The sequence below is a fragment of the Streptomyces sp. NPDC055239 genome, from assembly GCF_053606205.1.
In genome coordinates, this window is sequence record NZ_JBSGRD010000014.1 from 117,158 (window position 1) to 132,831 (window position 15,674).

Sequence of the window (15,674 nt, forward strand, 5' to 3'; positions counted from 1 at the left end):
ATCGTGTACGACCCCACTGTCGCCCGGCTCACCTACCGGGCCCTGCTCGGCCGCCGCCGGGCTCTGATCCTCTTCGCCCTGCCCGTCCTGCTGATCGCCATCTCCGCCGCGGTCCGCGGATTCAGCGGCGCCGACGACCAGGTCGCCTCCGACCTCCTCGGCGGCTTCGCGCTCGCCACGATGGTGCCGATCATCGGCGTCATCGCGGGCACCGGAGCCATCGGCCCGGAGATCGACGACGGCTCCGTCGTCTACCTCCTCTCCAAGCCGGTCAAGCGGCCCACGATCATCGTCACCAAGCTCACCGTGGCCATCGCCGTGACCATGGCCTTCTCCGCGATCCCGACCTTCATCGCGGGCATGATCCTGAACGGGAACGGCCAGCAGATCGCCGTGGCGTACACCATCGCCGCCCTGGTCGCCTCCATCGCGTACGCCGCGATCTTCCTGCTCTTCGGCACCATCACCCGGCACGCGGTGGTCTTCGGACTCGTCTACGCACTCGTGTGGGAGGCCCTCTTCGGGTCCCTCGTCTCCGGGGCGCGCACGCTCAGCGTCCAGCAGTGGTCGCTCGCCGTCGCCCAGAAGACCGCGGGCGGCGACCTGGTCACCTCGGACGTCGGACTGCCGGTCGCCACGGTGCTCCTTGTCGGCGTCACGGTCCTCGCCACGTGGTACGCCGGGCAGAAGCTCCGGTCGCTGAAGCTGGCCGGGGAGGAGTAGCCACTGAGGAGCCGTTAATTCAGTGGCGGGCGATGTGGGGGCGCGGGCACAGTAGTCGTTGTCACCGCGCCATCACCCTGGCGCCCGCTTACTGGGAGAGGAGCCGACGTGTCCATCAGTAGTCCGTCGAGTTCCCAGCAGGGCAGCCCGCGGCAGGCCTCGGAGTAGTTACTCACTCCGTAGAGCCCCGCCCACGGGGGAGTTGCCCGGGGCGGCCGCTTCGAGCGCGCACTTCACTGCGCGGGTCGCCCACCCAACGTCGCACTGAGCCGGGCACCGAATCTCTCGGTGCCCGGCTCAGTGCGTTGGCTACACCCTCAGTACCGCCCTGGGCCCTCAGGCCAGGAACCGCTCGAGCACCGTCGCGATGCCGTCGTCCTCGTTCGACGCCGTCACCTCGTCAGCCACCGTCTTGAGTTCCTCGTGGGCGTTGGCCATCGCCACGCCGTATGCCGCCCAGCCGAACATCGGGATGTCGTTTGGCATGTCCCCGAAGGCGATCGTGTCCGCGGCCTTCGCGCCCAGGCGGCGGGCCGCGAGGGACAGGCCCGTCGCCTTGGAGAGGCCGAGGGGGAGCAGTTCGACGACGCCCTCGCCGGCCATCGTCACGCCGACCAGACCACCCGCCACCTCACGGGCCACCGCCGCAAGGGCGTCGTCGCTCAGGCCCGGGTGCTGGACGTACACCTTGTTCAGCGGAGCGGACCACAGCTCGGCGACATCCGTGAACGGGACGACGGGCAGCGGGCCCTCCTGCACCAGGTACCCGGGACCGACGATCACCTCGCCGTCGAGGCCGTCACGGCTCGCGGCGAGCGCCAGCGGGCCGATCTCCGCCTCTATCTTGGCGAGGGCGATACCGGCCAGCTGCCGGTCGAGCGTGACCGACGTGAGGAGCCGGTGCTCGCCCGCGTGGTAGACCTGCGCACCCTGCCCGCACACCGCAAGGCCGTCATAGCCCAGGTCGTCGAGGATGTGCCGGGTCCAGGGAACGGCACGGCCGGTGACGACGATGTGCGCGGCGCCCGCCGCGGTGGCCGCGGTGAGCGCGTCGCGCGTGCGCGCCGAGACCGTGTCGTCGGAGCGCAGGAGCGTTCCGTCGAGGTCGGTCGCGACGAGCTTGTACGGGAAGGGCGGCGTGGAAGAGGACTGCGTGGCAGGAGCAGGGTGACTCACTTGTTGATGGGCTCCAGACTGCATCTATTTTGGTTCAAGAGTGGCTCGTCCCCCCAGGTACGGACGCAGTACCTCGGGCACCCATACGGAGCCGTCGGCCTGCTGGTGATTCTCCAGAAGGGCGACGATCGTGCGCGGGACGGCGCAGAGCGTGCCGTTCAGCGTCGCGAGCGGCTGCGTCACCTTCTTGCCGTCGCTCTCGTCGCGCATCCGGATCGACAGACGGCGGGACTGGAAGCTGTCGCAGTTCGACGCGGAGGTCAGCTCGCGGTACTTGCCCTGCGTCGGGATCCACGCCTCGCAGTCGAACTTCCGCGACGCCGACGAGCCCAGGTCACCCGTGGCCACGTCGATCACCTGGAACGGCAGGCCGAGGCCGGTCAGCCACTGCTTCTCCCACTCCAGGAGGCGCTGGTGCTCGTTCTCGGCGTCCGCCGGGTCGACGTACGAGAACATCTCGACCTTGTCGAACTGGTGCACGCGGAAGATGCCGCGGGTGTCCTTGCCGTACGTGCCGGCCTCACGGCGGAAGCAGGGCGAGAAGCCCGCGTACCGCAGGGGCAGCTTGTCGGCGTCGATGATCTCGTCCATGTGGTAACCGGCGAGCGCTACCTCGGAGGTGCCGACCAGGTAGTAGTCGTCCTTCTCCAGGTGGTAGACGTTCTCGGCGGCCTGGCCGAGGAAGCCCGTGCCCTCCATGGCGCGCGGGCGGACCAGGGCGGGCGTCAGCATCGGGATGAACCCGGCCTCCGTCGCCTGCGCGATGGCCGCGTTGACCAGGGCCAGCTCGAGCAGCGCGCCCACACCGGTCAGGTAGTAGAAGCGCGAGCCTGAGACCTTCGCGCCGCGCTCGACGTCGATGGCGCCGAGCATTTCGCCGAGCTCCAGGTGGTCCTTGGGCTCGAAGCCCTCGGCCGCGAAGTCGCGCGGGGTACCGATCGTGTCGAGGACGACGAAGTCCTCTTCGCCGCCGACCGGGACGTCCGGGTGGACGAGGTTGCCCAGCTGCCCCAGGAGGCGCTTGGTCTCCTCGTCCGCCTCGTCCTGTGCGGCGTTGGCCGCCTTGACGGCGGTGGAGAGCTCGCCGGCCTTCTTCAGGAGCTCGGCCTTCTCGTCACCCGAGGCCTTGGGGATGAGCTTGCCGAGCGCCTTCTGCTCGGAACGGAGCTCGTCGAAGCGGAGCCCGGAGGACCTGCGCCGCTCGTCGGCGGAGAGCAGGGCGTCGACGAGCGCGACGTCCTCTCCACGGGCGCGCTGGGAGGCGCGAACACGGTCGGGGTCCTCACGGAGCAGGCGAAGGTCAATCACCCCACCAGGCTACCGTCGAGCAGTTCCGGCTCTCGACTCGATATTCCACACTGTGGCGTTATGCCCTATTTGCCGGAATGGGAATTCCGGAAAGCGGCTCGATGTGTTCCGGTCGATTCAGGGGTCTGTTCAGGGGCCGGGTCGAGGGTCGGTTCCAGGTCAACGGAAAAGGTGTCATTCCCCGATATGGGGCAGAGTGGCCTTGTCCCCTTGACCCGATCCCCTTGCGCGGAACGGGACTTGGCGCGCCGGTTGTCCACAGGAATATCCCCTGCCGAAAAGTTATCCACAGGCTGTGCGAAAGATCTGTGGATGCCGGAAGGGATCGTTCCGAAAGCCGCATGCGCGACGAAGGATTCCCGTCCCAAACCACCCTCACACCCACTTTCGAGTGGAAATGGTTCGCTCCAAAGAGTTGATCAATGGAAAAGAGTGGACGAGGGGTGACGTGCGCGACTGTGGACGGACTTGTGGGTTGTAGGCCGATTTGTCGACCATGTCATGCTTCGTTGTCGACTTGTCCCCAGGTCGAGAAGGGGGCCTGTGGATAACTTTGTGGACAACGTAAATCAGCAGGTAAGACCGCTCAGAAACCGCTCAGGGAGCGCTGAGGACCGCTGAGGACCGCTCAGAACCGGCCGTCCTGGCACTGCGTCAGCCAGTCCGACGCCGCAAGGAACTCGCCGTCGGTCGTCCCGGGCCGCAGCGGCGGCAGGTCGCCGGGCGCCACTCCCGCACGCGGGTACGACCCGAGGAAGCGCACCTGCGGGCAGATCCGCTTGAGGCCCATCAGCGCCTCGCCCACGCGGCGGTCCGTGATGTGTCCTTCGGCGTCCACGGAGAAGCAGTAATTACCGATGCGCTGGCCGGTGGGCCGCGATTCGATCCGCATCAGGTTGACCCCGCGTACGGCGAACTCCTGGAGCAGTTCGAGCAGGGCGCCCGGGTGGTCGTCGCCGAGCCAGATGACCACCGACGTCTTGTCCGCGCCGGTCGGCGCCGCGGGGCGGGCCGGGCGGCCGACCAGGACGAAGCGGGTCTCGGCGGTTGCCGCGTCGTGAATGTCGCTGACCAGCGGCTGAAGACCGTACGTCGCCGCTGCGAACTCGCCCGCGAAGGCCGCGTCGAAGCGTCCCTCCTGGACCAGGCGCGCGCCGTCCGCGTTCGATGCCGCCGACTCCCACAGGGCGTCCGGGAGGTTCGCGGCGAGCCAGTTGCGGACCTGGGGCTGGGCCACGGGGTGGCCGGTCACCGTCTTGATGTCCTTGAGCTGCGTGCCGGGCCGCACGAGCAGCGCGAAGGCGATCGGCAGGACGACCTCGCGGTAGATCATCAGGGGCTCGCCCTTGGCGAGTTCGTCGACGGTGGTCGTGACACCGCCCTCGACCGAGTTCTCGATCGGTACGAGCGCCGCCGCCGCGTCGCCGCTCCGGACCGCGTCGAGGGCGGCCGGCACGGACACCATCGGGACGAGCTCCCTGGTGGCCGCTTCCGGGAGCGTACGGAGGGCGGCTTCGGTGAAGGTGCCCTCGGGGCCGAGATAGGTGTAGCGCATCGCCGACATACCGTCACCCTAATGGCCTGTACGTGGCATGGCTCACGCGTCTCACGAAGCGGCACCCGCCCCTCACGTGCACACGGGCACACGTGCACACGGGCACACGGGCAAGGAGTGAGGCTCACCCCTCCACAGCCCACCCCTCCACGGCTCACCCCTCCAGCAACCGCTGCCCCACGTACTCGCCCTTCGCCGCCCCGCCCGGCACCGCGAAGAGGCCGCTCGCCTCGTGCCGGATGAACTCCGAAAGGGCGTCCCCCCGGTCGAGCTTGCGCTGCACCGGTACGAAGCCGCGGAGCGGGTCGGCCTGCCAGCACACGAAGAGCAGCCCGGCGTCCGGCTCCCCGCCCTTGTCGAAGCCGTCGTGGTACGAGAACGGGCGGCGCAGCATCGCGGAGCCGCCGTTCTGGTCGGGCCGGGTGATGCGGGCGTGGGCGTTGAGGGCGATGACGTACTTGCCGTCCGCGCCCGCCTTCTCCAGCTTCGGCTCGGTGGTCTCCGTACCGCCGGTCAGCGGTGAGCCGTCCGACTTGTGGCGCCCGATGACCGCCTCCTGGTCCTTGGTGCCGAGCTTCTCCCAGTCGTCGAGGAGCATCCGGATGCGACGTACGACGACGTACGAGCCCCCCGCCATCCACGACGGGTCCCGGGAGGCGCCCGCGGCAGGCACGTAGATCCGTCGGTCGAAGTCGTCCTCCGACGGCTTCGGGTTGTTCGAGCCGTCGATCTGGCCCATGAGGTTGCGCGTCGTCATCGGCTGCGCGGTCGCGCCGGGCGAGCGGTTGAACCCGTTCATCTGCCAGCGCACCCGCGCCGCGTCCCCTGCCTCCTGCTGGATCGCGCGCAGCGCGTGGAAGGCGACGAGCGGGTCGTTCGCGCCGATCTGCACCCACAGGTCGCCGTCGCTGCGCGCCTTGTCGAGGTGGTCGGAGGAGAAGTCGGGCAGCGGGTCGAGCGCGGACGGGCGCTGCTTCTCCAGGCCGGTGCGCCCGAAGAAGCTGTGCCCGAAGCCGAAGGTGACGCTCAACGACGACGGCCCCGCGTCCCGGGCGACATCCGTGTCCTCGCCCGTCGTGGCCTTGCCCGCCATCAGCCGCTCGGCAGTCGCCGACCAGCGGCGCAGCAGGGCAGCCGCCTCCTTGCGGCCCGTGCCCGCCACCAGGTCGAAGGCGACCAGGTGGCCGCGGGACTGGACGGGCGTGGTGATGCCCGGCTGATGTTTCCCGTGAAACATGACCTCGTCCGCGCCGAGGGACGTCAACGACGCCGCACCCGACGAGGACGAGGACGAGGCCGAGGTGTCCGAGGGCGCCGCGGCGTACCCGGCCGCACCGCCCGCCGCGCCGAGCGCGAGACCGGTGGCGCCGGCGGTGCCGATCAGCCGCCGCCTCGAAATCCCGTTGTCCGCCATGGTGGTTCCGTTCAGCCGATCTGCACGTTCTTGTTCACGGTCACTTGGTCGATGTCGGAGGTGCGCACGGTCACCGCGATCTTCCAGTCGCCCGCCATCGGAATCTGTACCCCGCTCGAGCTCCAGTGTCCGGTGGCGATGTGGTCGGGAGCGACGGGCAGCGGGCCGAGGTCCTTCGACTTGAGGGTGAAGGAGACCTTCACCTCGGGGATGTCGAAGGCGCTGCCGTTCGGCCGCTTCACGAAGATGTGCATCTCGTTGCTGCCGGTGCGGCCCGGGTCCAGGTCGAGTTGCAAGGTGCCCTTGCCGTCGGAGGAGCCGGTGTCGAAGGGGATCTTGAGGGTGAGCGGTCCTGACCGCTGTGCCGCTGCCGTCGTCTTCGACGCCGCCGCTTCCTCCTCCGTGCGCCCCGGCTCGGTGGAGGTGAGGACCGTGGTGACGGCGAGCAGAACGACGGCGACGCACGCCTCGGCGAGCACGGAGCGGCGCAGGCCGGAGCGATTGGGGTCGGCGTCGCGGATGCGCTTCTCGCGGGCGGTGCTCATGGCGGCCTGCTGGCGGGCGAGTTGGGCGGAGCGCGTCGAATCCTCGGCGCCCTTGGGTTCCTTGCTTTCCTTGGTTTCCTTGGAGTCTTTGGATTCCTTGGAGTCCGCGCCGGTGGCCCTGGCGGGCACCGTGACCGGCTTCTTCTCCGCATGCTTTTCCGCGCGCTTCTCGACGACGGTCGCCGCCGCGGCCTCCGGGGCCACATCGCCCGCCTGCTCCGCGATCCGTGCCGTCCAGCGCCGCGAGATCCAGGCTATGCCGACGAGGACGGCCACCAGGCCGACCTTGAGGAGGAGCAACTGTCCGTACCGCGTGCCGGTCAGCGCCGACCACGAGCCGACCTGCCGCCACGACTGGTAGAGCCCGGTCGCGGCAAGGGCGATGACGCTGCAGAACGCCACCCGTGAGAAGCGCCGCACCGCGTCGCCGTCCACCGACGGCGCGAAGTAGAGGGCGACGACGAGCGCCGCGAGCCCGCCGAGCCAGGTGGCGACGGCGAGCAGGTGCACGATGTCCACGGGCATCGCGAGTCCGGCCTGGATACCGGTCGACGCGTGCTCGGCCATGGCCCAGGTCGCACCGAGCCCTATGGCGACGACGCCTCCGCCGATCGCGAGCCCGAAGGTGAGGTCCTTGCGTTCCTTGGGGTCGGTCCGCTTCTCGTACGCGCCGAAGAGCACCGCGATGAAGAGCGCGGCGGCGGCGAGCAGCAGCAGCCGTGAGACCAGCGCGGCTCCCGTCTTCGTTTGAAGTACGTCGCCGAGCTTGGCCATGTCGAAGGCGTCGGCGAGCTTCCCCGAGCCGGTGTAGGGCGCGCGCAGCAGGAGCAGTACGAGGGTGGACGCGGTGAGCGTGATCCAGCCGGACACCACGAGGCGCTGCACGGGCCGCACACCCGCGCCGCGCGGCCAGCAGCCGAGCACGAAGGCCGCCCCGCCGACGACGAGGATGAACCCGGCGTACGAGAGGTAGCGCGCGAAGCCGTAGAGACCGCCGACGAACCCGCCGCCCACTTCCTGTTCCGGCAGCGCGACCTTGGTGTCGGACGGCGCGCCCACGGAGAAGGTGAAGGCCCCGGAGATGGGGTGGCTGTCGGCGGAGACGACTTGGTAGGCGACGGTGAAGGTGCCGTCGGGCAGCCCCTTGTGCAGCTTCACGCCGTAGGTGTTGGACCCGAGGTCACTGGTCTTGCCGGTGTCGACGCGCTTGCCGGCCGGGTCGAGCACCCGTACGGAACCGTCGGACATGGCGACCTTCTCGGAGAAGGTCAGCGACACACTGGCGGGCGCCTTGTCGACCACCGCTCCCTGCTTGGGGTCGCTTCCCGTCAGCGCCGCATGGGCGGAGACGGGGGCCGCAGCGGCGAACAGCGCGCCGAGGAAGACGGCGACGACGAGCAGGAGCCGTGCGACGCCGGGGGGTATCCCGAAGCGCGCTGCGGCCCCGGAGCGCGCTCTGGCAGCCCCTGAGCGGGCTCTGGTGGCCCCTGCGCGGGCTCCACAGCGGGGAGCGATGGTCTGCATCAGCGATCAGTCCCTCAGTGCGACGCGTGCTTGCCGGGCTTGGGGTTGTACGTGGCGGCCTTCACCGGAACCTCGATCTCGATCGGGTCCGACTTCTCGAAGCGCAGCGTCACCGTGACCTTGTCGCCCTGCTTCGGCTTGTGCTTGAGCTCCTCGAACATGAGGTGGTTGCCGCCCCGCGCGAAGTCGAGCTCGCCGTTCGCGGGTACGTCGAACGACTTCTGCTCCTTCATCGCGTTGTTCTTGGTGCTGTGCAGCGTGACCTTCTCGGCGATGGAGCTGGTGACCGAGGTGAGCTTGTCCGCGCCGCCCTTGTTCGTGACGGTGAAGAACCCGGAGGCCATGTCGTCCATGGCGGGCTCGGGCATGAAGGCACCGGCGACCTTGAGCTCGGGCTTGTCCGACGCCTTGGCGCCGTCCTTGTCACCGGACGAGTCCGAGCAGCCCGCGAGGGCGAGCCCCGCCGTCAGCGCCACGGCCCCGCTGATGAGTGTGCGGCGGTTCACGGAGTCGCTCCCTTGACGATCTTGGGGAGGTCCTTGGTGTAGTCGTCCACGGTGGTGTCCTCGCCGTACAGGACGTACCCGGCGTCGGTCTTCGGCGAGAACGCGATGACCTGCGTGCCGTGCATCGAGACGACCTTGCCCTTCTCCTTCTTGGAGGGCTCGATGCTGATGCCGAGGGTGCGGGCGCTGCCCTGGATGGTCTCGAAGTCACCGGTGAGACCGATGAAGTCGGTGTCCTGGGCCTTGAGCCACTTGCCGAGGGCGGCAGGGGTGTCGCGCTCGGGGTCGGTGGTGACGAAGACGACCTGGAGCTTGTCCTGTTCGGCCTTGGGCAGCTGCTTCTTGGCGACGGCGATGTTGCTCATCGTCAAGGGGCAGACGTCCGGGCAGTTGGTGTAGCCGAAGTAGATGAGCGTCGGCTTGCCCTTGGTCTGCTCGCGCAGGTCGTACTTCTTGCCGTGCGTGTCCTTGAGGACGAGGTCCGGCTTCTCGAAGGGCTTGTCGAGGATGGTCGCGGCCTTGTCGCCGTTGGACTCGACGGAGACGTCCGCGACGGGCTTCTTGCTGTCGTCACCGCTGCCGCAGGCGGACAGGGTGAGGGTGGCCGCGGCCAGCATGGCGGCGGCGAGCAGCTTCTTCTTGCGCATACGAAAATGTCCCAGATGTGAGGGGGCCCGGGCGCACCGGGGGCAGGCGAAACGCCCCCGGTGCGGCCCGAAGGGGTGGCTCAGCTGTTGGTGCGCCGACGTCCGGCGAGCACGCCGAACGCCACGCCGGCGGCGCCGACGACGATGCCGACGACGCCGAGGACGCGGGCGGTGGAGTCGCTGCTGTCGGAGGAGGCGGCGGACTCGCTCTTGTCGCCCGACTTCGCGTCTTCCTTGGCGTCGTCGTGCGAGGCGGCGGCGCCGTGGCCGTCCTCGGAGGCGGCGGTGAGCGCGAGGGCCGGAGCCGGGTGCTCCGGCTCCTCCTGGCCCTTCTTCTGCGGCTCGATCCAGCGGACGACGTCCTTGTTGTCGTACGTCTGGACGGCCTTGAAGACGAGCTCGTCGGCGTCCTCGGGGAGCGCGCCGATGGACAGCGGGAACTTCTGGAAGGAGCCCGGCTGGACGCCCTTGCCGTCGGCGGTCCAGGTGACCTTGGAGACGGCCTCGTCGATCTTCTCGCCGTGCATCTCGAGGGGCTTGTCGAGCTTCGCCTTGGTGACCTTCACGGTCCATCCGGGGATGGCCTCCGTCTGGACGGAGGCGAGCGGGTGGTCCTCGGGGAAGGACACCTCGAGCTTGTTGGTCGCGGCGTCGTCCATCTCGTTCGGCACCTTGAAGTTGACCGTGGCGTAGCCGCCCTTGGCGGCCTCGCCCTCGGCCGTGACGCTGACGTGCGCGAAGGCGGGGACGGAGAGCAGCAGGACGGCGGTGGCGGCGACGCCACCGACGACGGAGACGCGGGAGGCCTTCACGGAGGACAGGCCGGACAGAGCAGACAGAGCAGACATGGCGGAACACTCCACTTTCAGCGGTGGTGACCAGCACTGCTGACGAGGTCAGCGGTGGTGATCAGGGGAGAGTGCGCGCGGCGACGAACCGAGCGGCACGCGCGCGTGGACGCCGCAAGGCGTGACGCGCCTCTCCGTAGTGCTGCGGTAGGAGTGCGTCGCGTCAGGCGGCGAGTGCGAGTGCGGCGCCGGCCGGCGGGCCTCGCCTGGTCACCGTGTGCTGGAGCGCGGTGGTGTGCGGCTTCGGTGGTACGAGGAAGGTGGCGCGCGGAGTCCGGGCATCCACGCCGGGCGCTCCGGGGAGGCCGGCTCGCAGGGCGCGTACAAGTGCGAGCGCCCCGCGCAGGGAACGTACGAGCGCCCCTTCGGCGACTCCGTACGCCCCGTGGGCCGAGAGCCGCACTATGCGAAGGAGCGCGATGTCGCCGCGGCGCAACAGCCACCCCGCGGCGACGGCGGCGAGAACGTGCCCCAGGAGCATCGGGAGCGACGGGAGCAGCGACATCGAGTCCATCGCGGTGTCCGCCGCCGTGGCCGCGGCCGGGGCGCTGTGCTGGTGCATGGCGTGGCCCGTGGCCCCGCCGCCCGGCTCCATGCCCGACGTCGTCAGGATCCGGTGTGCCTGGGCGGGGCTGAGGTTGGCCGCGCCCGCCCCGCACACCAGACGCGCGGCACGCTCCATCAGGGAGGTGTCGGTGGTCGCCACCGTGGAGCCGCCGTGCTGGCCGGCCCCGAAGAGCGCGTGCAGGCCCACCTGACCGGCGGCGAGCAGGGCGGCGATGCCCGGCAGCGAGCGCTCGCGCCCGGCGAGCGGTGCCGCGACGGCGAGGACGGCGATGAAGCCGACGCCGAGCGTCCACAGTGGGACTGCGGCGCAGGAAGCGAGCACATGGCCCCCGGCGGACAGCACGACGCAGAGCACGGCGAACACCGCGGCTCTCAGCAGCCGGAGATCGAATCCGGCGCGCACCTCGCGCTGGTGGGGGGCAGTCATGGCCGGAACATCATTGCACTGGGCTTACCCGTCGCATACGGCAGGTCCGCAAGCTCCCATGCGTGCAGATACGCGCCGATGCATGCCGATAATGCCGATAGTGCAGATCGATACGCATCGGAACCGAACGGGTGTCTTTGCGGGTTTCTCTTCGGGGGTCCGAAGTGCCTTGTGGGGGACGTGTCTACACCGTCCCGAGCCACCCGCGCGTCCGCCGTATGGGCGGCATCACGTCAACTGCGCGCTTATACACAGGCGCTTGCGGCAATACGTATCGGTATGTCGAGCCGCGGCCAGGAGGCTGGAGCATGAGCATGTGGTGGTCTCTCCATTTGCGGCGCGAAGCTGCGAGCGTCCCGCTGGCCCGTCGGCTGCTGATCGGCACGATGGAGACCGCGGGGGTGGATCCTGACGTCTCGTACGACCTGTCGGTGGCTCTCAGCGAGGCCTGTGCCAACGCGGTGGAGCACGGCGGGGCGACGGTCTCCGAGGGCGCGGCCGGTGCCTATCGGGTGACGGCGTACCTCGACGGCGAGAAGTGCCGCATCGAAGTGGCTGATTCCGGTCCAGGATTCGTTCCCGTCGCGCAGCGTGCGTCCGACACCGCCGAACACGGCCGGGGTCTCTATCTCATCCAGGAGCTCGCCGACCATGTGCACTTCGGCAACAGGCCGGGGGGCAGGGGCGGTGCGGTGATCAGCTTCGACAAGATCCTGAAGTGGCGTGAGGACACGCCGCTCGTCACGGCCTGAGGGACCCTGCTGCCTTCCGCTCATGCGGGTGGCAGCGCCCTGCACAGGGCTTCGAGCGCTGCTCCGTAGGCGTGCTCCGGCGGTGTGGAATAGCCGACGACCAGACCGTCGGGTGCGGGCATCGTGGCCTCCGGGTGGCGGAACTCGGCGAGGCCCTCCAGCGCGAGGCCCTGCCAGGTGGCCGCCTTCGCCGTGGACTGCTCGGTGCCGGGCGGCAGCCGCAGGACGGCGTGCAGGCCCGCGGCGACACCGGTCGGGCTGATGTGCGGGGCGTGCGTGGCGAGGGCGGCCACGAGCTGATCGCGGCGGTGGCGGTAGCGCTGACGCATGCGGCGGATGTGCCGGTCGTAGTGGCCCGACTCGATGAGGTCGGCGAGCGTGAGCTGGTCGATGACACTGGCCCACGCCTCCCGTTCGCCCTTCGCCGCGAGCACCCCTTCGATGAGGTGTTCGGGCAGTACGAGCCATCCCAGGCGCACCCCCGGAGAGAGGCTCTTGCTCACCGAGCCCATGTAGACGACGCGTTCGGGATCAAGGCCCTGTACGGCGCCCACGGGCTCCCGGTCGTAGCGGAACTCGCCGTCGTAGTCGTCCTCCAGGACGAGACCGTCGCGGGTACGCGCCCAGTCGATCACCGCAGCGCGCCGGGACGGGTGCAGGGGGCCGCCGGTAGGGAACTGGTGTGCGGGCGTGAGCAGGACGCCCCGGACTCGCTGACTTTCCGCCAACTCCTCGATCCGGGCGCCCTTTTCGTCGAGGCCGAGCGGGACCGTCCGTACGCCCGCGGTGCCGAGGATCGACCGATGAAAGCCGAGCCCGTACGACTCCACCGCCAGAGGGCCTCGCAACATCCCGCCTCCCCCGCTCCCGAACAGCAGCCGCAGACCGTGCGCGAACCCGGAGCACACCACGATCCGCTCCGGGTCGGTACGCACCCCGCGAACGCGCCCCAGGTAGCCCGCGAGCGCCCGGCGCAGCTCGACGCGCCCCTGCGGATCACCCGGCCCGAAGGCCTCGTTCGGCGCGGAGTTGAGGGCGCGCCGGGCCGAGGCGAGCCAGGCGGTGCGCGGGAAGGAGGCGGCGTCCGGCTGGCCCTGGCGCAGGTCGTACGCGGGCGGCGCGGGCGTCGTCGGCCGGGTGGGCGCCCGCTTGGCGACGCGGGTGCGCGCGGGAGGCGCCGCCCGTTCGGCCACCCGCGTGCCTGACCCCTGCCGCGCGGTCAGCCAGCCCTCGGCGACCAGCTCGGCGTAGGCGTCGGCGACGGTGTTGCGGGCGATGCCCAGATCGGCGGCGAGGGAGCGGTAGGGCGGAAGCCGCGTCCCCGGAGCGAGCCGCCCCTCGCGCACGGCGTCGCGCAGCGCGCGGATGAGCACGGCGCGGCGGCCCCCCGCCCCGGAGAGCTCAAGGTGCAGGTCACTCCCAATGCGCTCGGCCAAATTGACCCATGATTCCACCATGAAAGTGCACCCTAGCCGAGGTCTTTTCAGCCCGTAGATTCATGGTCATGACGAACAACGAGAACACCACGCAGACCGCCGTACCGACCCCCGCGCACGCCCCCGCGCAGACCCACACCCACGCCCCCCGCCTCAACTTCGCCAAGGTCGCCCCCAAGGCCTTCAAGGCCGTGATCGGACTCGACGCAGCCGCCCGCGACGGCCTCGACCCGGCCCTGGTCGAGCTGATCCAGATCCGCGCGTCGCTGATCAACGGCTGCGCCTACTGCCTGCACATGCACACCTCCGACGCGCGCAAGGCGGGCGAGGACGAGGCGCGGCTGCACATGGTCGGCGTCTGGCGCGAGGCCAGGAACTTCTTCACGGAGAAGGAGCAGGCGGCGCTCGACCTGACCGAGGCCGTCACCCTCGTCCACCAGGGCGGCGTACCGGACGACGTCTACGCCCGCGCGGTCGCGCACTTCGACGAGACGGAGCTTGGCCACGTCCTGGCCCTGATCTTCGCCATCAACACCTGGAACCGCATCGCCCTGAGCACGGCCAAGGTGGCGGGCGAGGACGAGCGCTAGGCCCGGAATCGCACAACGGGCCCCTTCTTAAAGAAGAGGCCCGCCTTCGCAGGATGCTGAGCCCTTGAGCTGAGCCCTTGAGTTCAGCCCTTGAGTTCAGCCATCCACGCCTCGACGTCATCGGCACGCCGCGGCAGCGCCGCCGACAGGTTCTTGTTGCCGTCGGCCGTCACGAGGATGTCGTCCTCGATCCGCACGCCGATGCCGCGGTACTCCTGCGGCACCGTCAGGTCGTCCGCCTGGAAGTAAAGACCGGGCTCGACCGTCAGGCACATGCCGGGCTCCAGGACGCCGTCGGCGTACGTCTCGCGGCGCGCGGCCGCGCAGTCGTGGACGTCCATGCCGAGCATGTGACCGGTGCCGTGCAGGGTCCAGCGGCGCTGGAGACCCAGCTCGAGGACGCGCTCGACCGGGCCCTCGACGAGCCCCCACTCCACGAGCCTCTCGGCGAGCACGCGCTGTGCGGCGTCGTGGAAGTCGCGGTACTTGGCGCCCGGCTGCACTGCCGCGATGCCGGCCTCCTGGGCCTCGTACACGGCGTCGTAGATCTTCCGCTGCAGCGCGTCGAAGCGGCCGTTGATCGGCAGCGTCCGCGTCACGTCGGCGGTGTAGTACGTGTGCGTCTCCACACCGGCGTCGAGCAGCAGCAGCTCCCCGGAGCGCACGGCGCCGTCGTTGCGCACCCAGTGCAGCGTCGTGGCGTGCGGGCCCGCGGCGCAGATCGAGCCGTAGCCGATGTCGTTGCCGTCGACGCGGGCGCGCAGGAAGAACGTGCCCTCGATGTAGCGCTCGCTGGTCGCCTCGGCCTTGTCAAGGACGCGTACGACGTCCTCGAAGCCGCGGGCCGTCGAGTCGCACGCCTTCTGCAGCTCGCCGACCTCGAACTCGTCCTTGACCAGACGGGCCTCGGAGAGGAAGACGCGCAGCTCCTCGTCGCGCTCGGCGGTGACCTTGTCGGTCAGAGCGGCCTCGATACCGGCGTCGTAGCCGCGGACGACGCGGACGGAGCCGGTCGCCTCGCGCAGCTGGTCGGCGAGCTCGCGCACGTCGGACGCCGGGATGCCGTACAGCGTCTCGGCCTCGGTGAGGGAGTGCCTGCGGCCGACCCACAGCTCGCCCTGGCCGTCCAGCCAGAACTCGCCGTTCTCGCGGTCGGAGCGCGGCAGCAGGTAGATGGTGGCCTCGTGGCCGCTCGTGCCGTCGGCGAAGTCCGTGGGCTCCAGGACCAGGACGCCGTCCCCGGTCTGGTTGCCGGTCAGGTACGCGTACTCGACGGAGGAGCGGAAGGCGTACTCCGTGTCGTTCGAGCGGGTCTTGAGATTGCCCGCGGGGATCACCAGACGCTCGCCCGGGAAGCGCGCGGAGAGCGCGGCGCGGCGGTCGGCGGTGTGCGCGGCCTGGGCGATCGGCCGCAGGTCGTGCAGCTCGGTGTCGGCCCATCCGGACTTCATGTTCTCGGCGAGCTCGTCGGAGACGCCCGGGTACAGCCCGTTCTTGCGCTGCTTGATCGGCTCTTCCTCGGACTCGATCTCCAGGTCTTCCGGGTTCTCCGGGTTCTCCCGAATGAGCTCCTCCGACACGATCTGCCTCCTATGTACGACACTGGACCCCCTCCATCGTACGGGCGTACGGAAGGGGGCCCAGAGCCGGAAGGCC

Annotated in this window: 14 protein-coding genes; 3 read left to right on the forward strand and 11 right to left on the reverse strand. The window is 69.8% G+C overall.

Going from position 1 to position 15,674, the window contains the following annotated elements; translation table 11 throughout:
- The first annotated feature begins 3 nt into the window (after positions 1–3).
- Positions 4–723, forward strand: coding sequence for an ABC transporter permease (locus ACWFRJ_RS35315; protein WP_453540481.1), 720 nt, complete (start codon positions 4–6; stop codon positions 721–723).
- A 336-nt stretch (positions 724–1,059) separates the two neighbouring features.
- On the opposite strand, the gene ACWFRJ_RS35320 is transcribed toward ACWFRJ_RS35315, so the two are convergent.
- The 9 genes from ACWFRJ_RS35320 to ACWFRJ_RS35360 all read right to left on the reverse strand — a co-directional run bounded on the left by ACWFRJ_RS35320 (position 1,060) and on the right by ACWFRJ_RS35360 (position 11,240).
- Positions 1,060–1,899 (reverse strand): HAD family hydrolase, encoded by an 840-nt coding sequence (locus ACWFRJ_RS35320; protein WP_453540484.1) that lies wholly within the window; start codon positions 1,897–1,899, stop codon positions 1,060–1,062.
- A 24-nt stretch (positions 1,900–1,923) separates the two neighbouring features.
- On the reverse strand, positions 1,924–3,207 hold the full coding sequence (serS, locus tag ACWFRJ_RS35325; protein WP_453540487.1) for a serine--tRNA ligase: 1,284 nt from the start codon (positions 3,205–3,207) through the stop codon (positions 1,924–1,926).
- 628 nt (positions 3,208–3,835) lie between these two features.
- Entirely contained in the window at positions 3,836–4,771 is a 936-nt protein-coding gene (gene pheA, locus ACWFRJ_RS35330) for a prephenate dehydratase (protein WP_453540490.1), read from the reverse strand.
- A gap of 145 nt (positions 4,772–4,916) precedes the next feature.
- Positions 4,917–6,176: an iron uptake transporter deferrochelatase/peroxidase subunit gene (gene efeB, locus ACWFRJ_RS35335; protein WP_453540493.1), complete on the reverse strand. Its 1,260-nt coding sequence runs from the start codon at positions 6,174–6,176 to the stop codon at positions 4,917–4,919.
- An 11-nt stretch (positions 6,177–6,187) separates the two neighbouring features.
- Positions 6,188–8,245 carry a copper resistance CopC/CopD family protein gene (locus ACWFRJ_RS35340; RefSeq protein ID WP_453540496.1) on the reverse strand — a complete coding sequence of 686 codons (2,058 nt, stop codon included), beginning with the start codon at positions 8,243–8,245 and terminating at the stop codon, positions 6,188–6,190.
- Positions 8,246–8,259: 14 nt separating this feature from the next.
- Positions 8,260–8,751, reverse strand: coding sequence for a copper chaperone PCu(A)C (locus ACWFRJ_RS35345; protein ID WP_453540499.1), 492 nt, complete (start codon positions 8,749–8,751; stop codon positions 8,260–8,262).
- A complete protein-coding gene (locus tag ACWFRJ_RS35350; RefSeq protein WP_453540502.1) occupies positions 8,748–9,398 on the reverse strand; it encodes an SCO family protein in 651 nt (216 codons plus the stop codon). Before ACWFRJ_RS35350 ends, ACWFRJ_RS35345 begins: the two co-directional genes overlap by 4 nt.
- A gap of 80 nt (positions 9,399–9,478) precedes the next feature.
- A complete protein-coding gene (locus ACWFRJ_RS35355; RefSeq protein ID WP_453540907.1) occupies positions 9,479–10,210 on the reverse strand; it encodes a YcnI family copper-binding membrane protein in 732 nt (243 codons plus the stop codon).
- Between the two features lie 199 nt (positions 10,211–10,409).
- Positions 10,410–11,240 carry a hypothetical protein gene (locus tag ACWFRJ_RS35360; RefSeq protein ID WP_453540504.1) on the reverse strand — a complete coding sequence of 277 codons (831 nt, stop codon included), beginning with the start codon at positions 11,238–11,240 and terminating at the stop codon, positions 10,410–10,412.
- A 308-nt stretch (positions 11,241–11,548) separates the two neighbouring features.
- Between ACWFRJ_RS35360 and ACWFRJ_RS35365 the strand changes: the two genes are divergently transcribed.
- On the forward strand, positions 11,549–11,992 hold the full coding sequence (locus ACWFRJ_RS35365) for an ATP-binding protein (RefSeq protein WP_389902870.1): 444 nt from the start codon (positions 11,549–11,551) through the stop codon (positions 11,990–11,992).
- Between the two features lie 20 nt (positions 11,993–12,012).
- On the opposite strand, the gene pdxR is transcribed toward ACWFRJ_RS35365, so the two are convergent.
- Positions 12,013–13,449: a MocR-like pyridoxine biosynthesis transcription factor PdxR gene (pdxR, locus tag ACWFRJ_RS35370; protein ID WP_453540507.1), complete on the reverse strand. Its 1,437-nt coding sequence runs from the start codon at positions 13,447–13,449 to the stop codon at positions 12,013–12,015.
- Positions 13,450–13,490: 41 nt separating this feature from the next.
- Here pdxR and ACWFRJ_RS35375 point away from each other — a divergent pair, with 41 nt between their 5' ends.
- Positions 13,491–14,018, forward strand: a complete 528-nt coding sequence (locus ACWFRJ_RS35375) for a carboxymuconolactone decarboxylase family protein (protein ID WP_453540510.1) — start codon at positions 13,491–13,493, stop codon at positions 14,016–14,018.
- Between the two features lie 83 nt (positions 14,019–14,101).
- Here the strand turns inward: ACWFRJ_RS35375 and ACWFRJ_RS35380 are convergent, their stop codons facing one another.
- Entirely contained in the window at positions 14,102–15,598 is a 1,497-nt protein-coding gene (locus ACWFRJ_RS35380) for an aminopeptidase P family protein (RefSeq protein ID WP_453540513.1), read from the reverse strand.
- Between the last annotated feature and the right edge of the window lie 76 nt (positions 15,599–15,674).